At 71.2% G+C, this 9140-nt stretch carries 6 protein-coding genes; 3 read left to right on the forward strand and 3 right to left on the reverse strand.

Going from position 1 to position 9140, the window contains the following annotated elements; all coding sequences use genetic code 11:
• Nucleotides 1-74 precede the first annotated feature (74 nt).
• A complete protein-coding gene (locus AC08OP_RS12575) occupies nucleotides 75-1346 on the reverse strand; it encodes a glycosyltransferase (protein ID WP_476614356.1) in 1272 nt (423 codons plus the stop codon).
• Between the two features lie 287 nt (nucleotides 1347-1633).
• Here AC08OP_RS12575 and AC08OP_RS12580 point away from each other — a divergent pair, with 287 nt between their 5' ends.
• Nucleotides 1634-2866: a glycosyltransferase family 2 protein gene (locus AC08OP_RS12580; RefSeq protein ID WP_476600777.1), complete on the forward strand. Its 1233-nt coding sequence runs from the start codon at nucleotides 1634-1636 to the stop codon at nucleotides 2864-2866.
• Nucleotides 2867-3094: 228 nt separating this feature from the next.
• Complete coding sequence (locus AC08OP_RS12585) at nucleotides 3095-4006, forward strand: glycosyltransferase family 2 protein (protein ID WP_476614357.1); 912 nt, start codon at nucleotides 3095-3097, stop codon at nucleotides 4004-4006.
• Between the two features lie 99 nt (nucleotides 4007-4105).
• Here AC08OP_RS12585 and tyrS read toward each other — a convergent pair whose 3' ends face one another.
• Entirely contained in the window at nucleotides 4106-5392 is a 1287-nt protein-coding gene (tyrS, locus tag AC08OP_RS12590) for a tyrosine--tRNA ligase (protein WP_476614358.1), read from the reverse strand.
• Between the two features lie 47 nt (nucleotides 5393-5439).
• Nucleotides 5440-6828 carry a S8 family serine peptidase gene (locus AC08OP_RS12595; RefSeq protein ID WP_476614359.1) on the reverse strand — a complete coding sequence of 463 codons (1389 nt, stop codon included), beginning with the start codon at nucleotides 6826-6828 and terminating at the stop codon, nucleotides 5440-5442.
• A gap of 412 nt (nucleotides 6829-7240) precedes the next feature.
• Here AC08OP_RS12595 and AC08OP_RS12600 point away from each other — a divergent pair.
• On the forward strand, nucleotides 7241-9140 hold a 1900-nt coding region (locus AC08OP_RS12600; protein WP_476614360.1), incomplete at its 3' end, for an HAD-IIIC family phosphatase.

Genomic DNA, 9140 nt, shown 5'->3' on the forward strand with positions numbered 1-9140 from the left:
GATATGCCTCCCGCCCACCGGTCTCCCGCCTACCACCCTCCTCCGTCGGCCCGGTGAGGCCCGGCGGGAAGGACTCAGGCTGGCGTCAGATGTTCCTGGATGCGACCGATGAGTGCCGCGTGGTCGAGTTCCTGTAGCACGTAGGCCCGGCCGGCTGTTCCGATCTCGGCCGCCTTCCAGGGCTGTTCCAGCAGGCTGCAGGCGGCGTCGGCGAAGGCCCCCGCGTCCTCGGCGACGAGGAGGTGGGTACCGGGCGTCCAGCCGAGGCCGCGGCTGCCGGTGGGTGTACTCACGACTGGCGTTCCCGTCGCCATTGCCTCGATCGCCTTGATGTTCACGCCGGATCCCGAACGCATCGGGTTCACCGACAGGGTGGCCGTGGCGAGGTAACCGGCAACGCTTGGCACGTCGGTGTGCAGCTCCACGCCCTCGAAGCCACCGAGCCATGCCGCCAGGCCCTCCTCCGGACGCCGCCCCACCACCTGGAAGGTCGCGTCGGGATGGCGGACCCGGATCGTCGGCCAGCAGCCGCCGAGGAACCAGCGCAGGGCTTCGATGTTGGTCGGGGTATCCAGCGAGCCAACAAAGATCAGCTTCTTGCCGGCGCCGTCCCGAGGCGCCGGCTTCCGGCCCGGCGGGACCGGCCCGGCCGGGCCGGTGCCGGTCGGCTCGGTGCCGGTCGGCTCGGTGCCCGTCGGCTCGGTGCCCGTCGATGCGGTGAGGGCACTGACAGGCAGGAACGGCGGCAGGTGGAACGTCGGGATGCTCGCCCGCGTACGCCGCCAGTTGTGGTCTTCCAGCGAGATGTCCGCGATGCAGGTGATGAGCGGAGAGTGGTGCATCGAAAGCTCCGCCAGCCGCAGTTTGTGATACTCCAGCTCGTAGGCGACGGTGCGCGGCCCCGAGCTGTTGCGGGCCAGCACCCGGAAGAACTCCGAGTCGACGTTGTGCGCGCGCACCAGATGTGGCAGCTTCCAGATCCGGGCGACCTCCTCGCCGAGATGCGACGTCCGGCAGCTGTAACTGATCACGGCGTCGGCTCGTGGCGGCGTCGACTCCAGCGCGCGGCGCAACGGGCTGACCGGCCGGGAGGCGTGCATGAATGGCCGGGCCGTCAGGTGTGCCCGTGGGCTGTCGTCACGAGGCAGCCGGATGACGGCCGAACCCGGCACGGCCTCCTCGTACGCGGCGATATCCAGGTTCTCCCGGGAAGGCACCAGGACCTGCATCCGAACGCCGGCCGCGGAGGCCGCGGTGAGGAAGCTGAAGGTCTCCACCCGTCCGCCCGCGTCCGCTGGGAGAAACGGTTCCTCGACAACGACGATCCAGCGCGTGGAGTCGCTCACCGGACAACTGTAACGACCGTGGGGTCGGGTAACGACTGCGGGCTCGGTACTCGTGCGGGGTGTCGCGGACAGTTGCAGGTAGATGACAAGAGTGTCGTGAGGTGAAGGTGGGGTCGAGGTGCGCGCAGGTCCGCCGGGGGGTCCATCCGATTCCGCGGGACGACTTTGGCGCGGTGCGGGTGCCACGGCTGCGCGGCGTCATGGCGTGTCATGGAGTCAATGGCGCCGTACCGCAAAGGACGGAGCCGTTGGTTGTGGCTGACCGGCGGAACGCTACGGTAACCGCCATGACAGGTGTCCGGACCATCGGTCGAGGTGCCGCCGTCGCGGCGCTGGGAGCCACAACCGTTTACGGTCACGTTTTGTATCCGATCTATATCGGATTGCGCAGCCGTGGCCTGGAGTCGACGGCACCGCCGGACCCTGAGATCTGGCCGGGATTGAGCGTGGTCGTCTCCGCCTATCGCGAGTCGGCGGTGATCGGGGCGAAACTGGATGAACTCACCGGCACGGACTATCCCGGGCCGATGGAGATCATCGTCGTGGCCGACGATCCGGAGACGGCCGAGGCCTCGCGCCGGCCCGGCGTGCGGGTGCTGTCGTCCGGGGAACGCCTCGGCAAGGCGCGGGCGGTCAACCGGGGAGTCGCCGCCGCCACCCACGAGCTCGTGGTGCTCACCGATGCGAACGCGGTGCTCGCGCCCGGTGCCCTGCGGGCAGCCGCCCGCCATTTCACCGACGAGACGGTCGGCGCGGTGGCAGGGGAGAAGCAGGTCGACGATCCCGACGGCGCCCAGGGCTTCTACTGGAAGTTCGAGTCCTGGCTGAAGCGCCGCGAGTCGGCGACCGGCGCGACCATCGGCGTGGTCGGCGAGATGCTGGCCTTCCGCCGCCAGGCGTTTCGGCCCCTGCCCGCGGACGTGGCCGTCGACGATGCCTGGCTGGCTCTCGACATCCTCGAAGGGGGGCTGCGGGTCGTCTACGAACCCGAGGCGTACTCGATCGAGTCGTCGAGCCCGGACTACTCGGCGGAGTGGGAGCGGCGGACCCGCATCGTTGCTGGCAACCTCGACATGCTCTGGCGGCGCCGGGCGGCGCTGGTGCCCGGCGCGTTGCCGGTCACCCCGCAACTGTGGGGCCACCGGCTGGTCCGCTCGTCGTTCGGCCCGTTGGCGCAGGTCGTCCTGGTGGGGCTCGCCCTCCCGGCCGCCCGCCGGAGCTGGATCGCCCGGCTGTTCCTGGCCGGCAACGCCGTCGGCGCTGTGAGCACCGCGGCGCTGCTGACCGGGCGCACGCCGCCCGGTCCGACCCGCCTGGTCGCGCAGGTCTTCTTCCTCCAGGCCGTCGCGCTCGGCGGGGTGCGGCGCTTCGTGGCCCGGGACCGGCCCGCCGTCTGGCCCAAGCCGGAGCGGCCGGCCGTGGCCTCCGCGACGTCACCGGCGCCCACGGGGCCGGTCCCGCCACCGGGGCAGACGACGCCGCCCGGCCCGCCGACCGAGCTGGCCCCGGCCGGCAACTGACCCAGTCCGGCAACTGACGCCGCTGACGCCGGCCGGAACCGGCTTTGGCTGGAGAACCCACCTCGGCCCGTCACCGGCTACGCCTAGCGAAATACCATCCCGCCCTGGGGCGGGAATACCGTGTGGTACAGGACCGCAACACCGCAACACCGCAGGACCGCAACACCGCACGAGGCGTGGACATCCACCTGAGTGCGCGTCAGCACACGCAGTGAGGAGCGTGCCGCCATGTCCGTCGAGAAGCCCAACTGGTCCAGGTGGCAGTACGAGCTGGTACTGGTCAGTTTTCACAGCCGTGGCCAGCTCGAGCAGCTCTTCGCGACCCTTCCGTTGGACATGCCGGTTGTGATCATCGATAACGCCGAGGGCGTCGACCGCGTTGACGAGCTGATCGCGGGCCGGCCCAACAGCCGTTACCTTGACTCCGGCGGCGGCAAGGGATTCGCGAAGGCCGCCAACATGGGCATCCGTTCGTCGCGCTACGAGTACGTGGTGCTCGGCAACCCGGACAGCCGGCCCACCGTGGAGGTCATCGACACGCTGGTCGACGACCTCATCGCCGATCCCGAACTGGTGACCAGCGCGGCCACCATGAAGGGGCACGACGACAAGCCCGAGCTCGGTAACGGCGGCTGGGAGCCGACGCCCCGCCGGGTGCTGCTGCACGTGCTGGGAGCGCACAAGGTGGCGCCGAGCTCGGCGCTGTTCGCCCGGCCGACACCGGGCCGCCCGATGAACCCCGAGTGGCTGACCGGCGCCTGCATGGCCGTCCGCCGGTCCACCTTCCTCGAACTAGGCGCCTTCGATGAGACGTTCTACGTCTACAACGAGGACATGGCGCTCGGCCGGGCGATCCGTGAGGCGGGGCTGCGGCAGAAGCTGCGCACCGATCTGCTGGTACCCCACGGGGCGGGAGGTTCCGGGGCCGGTAAGACGTGGATGCTGCAGATGCGCGGTGCGTCCATGGTGCGTTATCTACGTAAGCACAATGCGCCGGCCCGGGTGAACGTGATGCGCTCGATGCTCGTCGCCGGCTACGCCGGGCGTACGGTGCTCTCTCGAGCCCGGGGCAGGAAGGCAGTGGCCGACGAGCACGCCGCATATATCAAGGGCCTGCTGGTCGGGCCGCCGGCCAACTAGCCGCGCCCGTTCCCTCGTTCGTTCCCTGCCTGTTCAGCGGGCTGGCTGTCCGATTCGTCCCTCTGGACAGGCAGGGAAGTGAACTCGGTAGTCCCGGGCTTAGGTGAAGCGGGCTACCCGCCATTCCCGGCGACCGCGGCGGACCAGGATGACCGAGCCGTGTAGCAGATCCTTGGTCCCGACGGTGGCTTCCACGCCGACCCGTTCCCCGTTCACCAGGACCGCACGGTTGCCCAGGTGCTCGCGCGCATCCCGCTTGCTGCTGGCGAGGCCGGTGGCGATCAGCAGATCGACGACCGGCCAGCCGTCCTCCTCGAGCCGGGCGGCCGGCTCCTCGACCGTGGGCACGTCGGCGAAGACGTCGGAGAGCAGATCCGCGCCGATCGCCTTCACGTCCCCGCTGAACAACGCTGCCGACGCCGCCTCGGCCGCGTCGACCGCGGCTTGGCCGTGCACCAGTGCGGTGATCTCCCGCGCCAGGTGACGCTGCAACGCTCGCCTGCCCGGAGCCTCGGCGTGCTCGGCGAACAGCCGCTCCAGCGGCTCACGGTCGATGAGCGAGAAGAACAGGGCGAACCGGCGTGCCTCGTCGTCAGACAGATTAATCACGAACTGGTACAGGGTGTAGGGCGAGGTGCGGTCGGCCGAGAGCCAGACCGCCCCCTTCTCGGACTTGCCGAACTTCGTGCCGTCCGAACGCAGCAGCAGGGGGCAGGTCAGCCCGTGTACCTGGGTGCGCAGCACCCGTCGCACGTAGTCGATCCCGGCGACGATGTTGCCCCACTGGTCGGAGGCGCCCAGCTGGAGGGTGACCCCGTGGTCCTCGCACAGGCGGCGGAAGTCGTACGCCTGGAGCAGGGAGTAGCTGAACTCGGTGTAGGTCAGGCCGACGTCGGGATCGTCCAGCCGCCGGCGCACCGAGTCACGGCGGACCATCTCGGTGACGGGGAAGTGCTTGCCGACGTCCCGCAAAAATTCGATCATCCCGAGTCCGCCGAGCCAGTCGGCGTTGTCGACGAACTGCGGGAGCTGGCCGGAGTCCAAGGCCCGGGCGAAGACGGATTCCATGATCTCCTGTTGTCCGAGCACGTTTGTCCGTACCTCCCGGGCGGTGAGCAGGCTGCGTTCCACCGACTTGCCCGACGGGTCGCCGATCAGACCCGTGCCACCGCCGAACAGGGTGACCGCGCCGATCCCCGCCCGTGCGGCCCGGATCAGCAGGGTCATCGGCAGCAGGTTGCCGATCGTCAGCGAGGGGGCCGTCGGGTCGAAGCCGATGTAGCAGCGCCGCCGTCCGCTGTCGAGGTGCTCCCGCAGTTCGGCGGGATCGGTGCTGGCGTGGAGGAGTCCACGCCAGGACAGCTCGTCCAGGAGCGCGTGTGTCATGCGCCCATGGTAAAAGTGGCGCGCCGGTCCACCGTGTCACGGCGAGATCACCCGGTAGGGGAGCGCGGGCGGACGCGGCTGCCCGTGCGGCCCGGCCCCGCCCGCGCCGCGCGCTGCCAGGCGTACAGCAGATGTGTCACGATCCCGAGCAGGACGCCCAGCGAGGCCGCGATGCCGAGCCCGGCGGCCCAGGCCAGTGGCGAGAGTTCCGACGAGCCCGGGCCGGTTGCGCCGATCTGACCGGTGCTCGTCGGACCGGTGCTCGTCGGACCGGTGCTCGTCGGACCGGTGCTCGTGAGCGTGGCGCCGTCCCCGTGGGTCGTCGCGTCGTCGGCGGATCCCCGGGCCTGTCCGCCGGGCATGATGCGGCCGGCGGCCGGCGCGGGCCCGCCCACCCCCCAGCGTGTCGGTTCCGACAGCAGCGGATTGGTCCTGACCACCGGCACGGCCCGGGTCAGCGCCGCGACGGGGTCGACGATGCCGAAGCCGAACTCATCGTCGCGGCCAGGAGGGCCTGCATCCCGCGCGGTGTAGACGAGCCGCTCGATGACGTTGGGTGCGTCCAGGTCCGGCTGGGCGGCCCGGATGAGGGCGACAACGCCCGCGACGATCGCCGCGGAGTTCGAGGTACCGCCCCCGGTGTCCAGGCCGTCCGGGGAGACCCTGGTCGGGACGGGGGCCCGGATACCGGGGGCCGGCGCGGCGATGACGGCCCGCGGCCCGCGGGCCGATTCCCGCCAGAAACCATCAGCGGCCGTCGATCCGGTCACCGCGACCACTCCCGGGATGCTGGCGGGGGAGTTGATCGCGGTGTCGCCGGACTCGACGTTCCCCGCCGAGGCGACCACCACCACGTCGTGCGCGAGGGCGTAGCCGACCGCCTTCTCCTCGTCCGGGGTCGCCGCCCCTGTCGAGCCCAGGGAAAGGTTGATGACGTCGGCGCCCAGGTCGACCGCCCGGCGGAGGCCGATCGCGACCTTCTCCGAGTTCGCCTCGGCGCCGGTCGAGACGGGCAGGATCTTGGCGGCCGGGGCGATGCCGCGGACCTCGGGCCGGCCGTTGTCGTTGCGACCGGCGATGATGCCCGCCATGGCGGTGCCGTGCCCGTTCGGATCATTGTCGCGCCAACCGTCCCGCGCCGTCCCGGGACCGATACCGGTACCGGGAAGCAGCTGACCCCACAACTTAGGCTGGCTGGCGTCGACCCCGCCGTCGATGACGGCCACCACCGTGCCCGCGCCCTGGCTGATCCGGTGTGCCTGGGCGAGTCCCAGGACAGCGTGGTACCACTGCGAGCCTCGGGCGGGCGCGATCGGAGCCGGGTCGGGCCCGGCCGCGTGCGGCGGGACGAGGGCGCCGGCCGGAGCGGTCGTCATCACGAGGCCGACCAGCAGCGCGAGACCGACCAGCAGGCCGAGCATGGCGCGGTGGTGCATGAGGGGGTCCTGCCTCCGGGGCTGCCGCTCGGCGGGCGTGGCTGATCGTGTCCGGTTACGCGCCCTGTCTGAGGAAGTTTTCCACATTGCATGGTCTAGGCAGACCACTGTTACCAAGCAGGTAGCTCGTCCGGATGGCCCGGCGTGGTTTTCCCGGCTTCAGCGCCTTCGACGGCGCAGGAGACGGCCGATGCCCGGTGGGGCGTGCCGCTGCCGGGTGACCGCCTCCCCGGTCCCGGTCCCGGTCCCGATCGACGCGCAACCTCCATGGACCGCGGCACGCTCCTCGCGTCCCCGGCTGCCGCCTTGGCCTGATGGCCGCTCCGTCGCGTATCAACACTTACGTGACGGTAGAGTGCCGAGAAAGTGCGTATGGGCGCCGCGAAGAGTCGCACCGGGAGGGGCCGCAGCAATGACCGACAGAAGGGACGTCGGCACAGGCGTCGGCACAGGCGTCGGCGAGGGCGTCGCGTCACCGCCGGGACACCCGCGGATCGCCGAGCTGACCGCGCGCGCCGCCACGAGCGAGATCCCGGCCGCGGCGCTGTGCCGTGATCTTGCCGTCGCGCACGAGCGGGTCGGCGACGACGCCGGAGCCGTACGGTGGGCCCTGGCGCTCACCGACGCCGGCAGCGATCTCGGTGCCTGGTCGGCCGTTGCCGGCGTGCTGCGCCGCGTCCTGCCGCGGGTCGTGCCGCTGCCGAGGTCCGCGCGGGTGGCCGTGCTCGGCAGTTACACGACATCGCAGTTCGCCGCGCTGTTGCCGCTGGCCGCGGCGCGAGCCGGGGTCGCCGTCGAGGTCTACGAATGCGGCTATGGGCAGTACCGCCAGGAGATCCTGGACCCCGCGAGTGAGCTCTACCGGTTCCGGCCCGACGTCGTCGTGCTCGCGGTGCACGCTGGGGAGACCGCCCTGCCGGCGGTCGCCGACGACCCAGCCGCCGCGGTGGCCACCGAGGTCGAGCGTTGGACGTCGTTGTGGGACATGATCATAAATCGGTGCGGGGCCCGGATCGTCCAGCACACCTTCGCCATCCCCGGCGAGGTCACGCTCGGCCATCTGGCGCTGCGGGTTCCCGGCTCCCGGCCGACGATGCTCGCGCGGGTCAACGCCGAACTCGGCCGGGTGTCCGGCCAGCGAGGCGACGGGGTCGCCTTCGTCGATTGCGAGCGGCTCGCCGCCGACGTGGGCAAGCGTGCCTGGTTTGACGCGCGGTACTGGCACCGGTCCAAGCAAGCGGTGTCGCTCGCGCAGGTGCCGCTGTTGGCCCGGCACACCGCCGCGGTGATCGGGGCCCAGCTGGGAACGAGCCGGAAGTGCCTGGTCCTCGACCTCGACAACACCCTGTGGGGCGGCGTGCTCGGGGAAGACGGCCTGGCCGGCATCGCGCTCGGCGACGGCGCCGTCGGGGAGGCGTTCGCCGCGTTCCAGACGTACGTCGCCGAGTTGAAGGCCCGCGGGGTCGTGCTCGCCGTCTGTTCCAAGAACAACGACGCCGACGCCCGGGAGGCGTTCGAGCGTCATCCGGGGATGCGGCTCGGCCTTGATGACATCGCGGTGTTCAGTGCCTGCTGGGACGACAAGCCGACGCAGATCCGCCGGATCGCCGCCGCGCTCGGCCTCGGCCTCGACGCGCTGGTCTTCGTCGACGACAACCCGGCCGAACGCGAGGTCGTCCGCCAGCTCGTTCCCGAGGTGGACGTCGTGGCGCTGCCCGCCGATCCGCACGGCTACGTCCGGGCGCTGGCGGACTACCCCTTCTTCGAGGCCACCGCCCTCACGGCCGAGGACGCCGCGCGCACCGCCGCGTACCGGGCCCGGGCCGAGACGGCCGCCGCCGCGGCGGCGGCGACCTCGCTGGAGGACTTCCACCGCGGGCTGGACATGACCGCCACCGTAGTCCCGCTCGACGACATGACCCTGCCGCGGGTCGCCCAGTTGGTCGGCAAGACCAACCAGTTCAACCTGACCGGTCGCCGCCGGGGCGCCGCTGAGATCGAGCGGCTGGCCGCCGACCCCGGCACGGCGGTGTTCTGTGTCCGGCTCGCCGACCGGTTCGCCGACCACGGTCTGGTCGCCGTGGTCATCGCGGTGGAGTCGGCGGGCGCGCTGGACATCGACACCTGGCTGATGAGCTGCCGGGTGATCGGCCGGACCCTCGAGGACGAGGTTGCCGCGCTTGTTCTCGCCGAGGCCCGCCGCCGCGGCCTCGCCCGCGTGACCGGGCACTACCGGCCGTCGGCGAAGAACGTTCTGGTGGCCGGCCTCTACGAACGGCTCGGTTTCGAGCGGGTCGGGCGGGTCGACCCGG

It is taken from the genome of Frankia sp. CeRuru1, assembly GCF_977966315.1.

Excerpts from the sequence above, each read along its gene's own strand:
- AC08OP_RS12595 (WP_476614359.1), bottom strand. The coding sequence starts at position 6,828 with ATGCACCACCGCGCCATGCTCGGCCTGCTGGTCGGTCTCGCGCTGCTG.
- AC08OP_RS12580 (WP_476600777.1), top strand. The coding sequence starts at position 1,634 with ATGACAGGTGTCCGGACCATCGGTCGAGGTGCCGCCGTCGCGGCGCTG.
- AC08OP_RS12585 (WP_476614357.1), top strand. The coding sequence starts at position 3,095 with ATGTCCGTCGAGAAGCCCAACTGGTCCAGGTGGCAGTACGAGCTGGTA.
- tyrS (WP_476614358.1), bottom strand. The coding sequence starts at position 5,392 with ATGACACACGCGCTCCTGGACGAGCTGTCCTGGCGTGGACTCCTCCAC.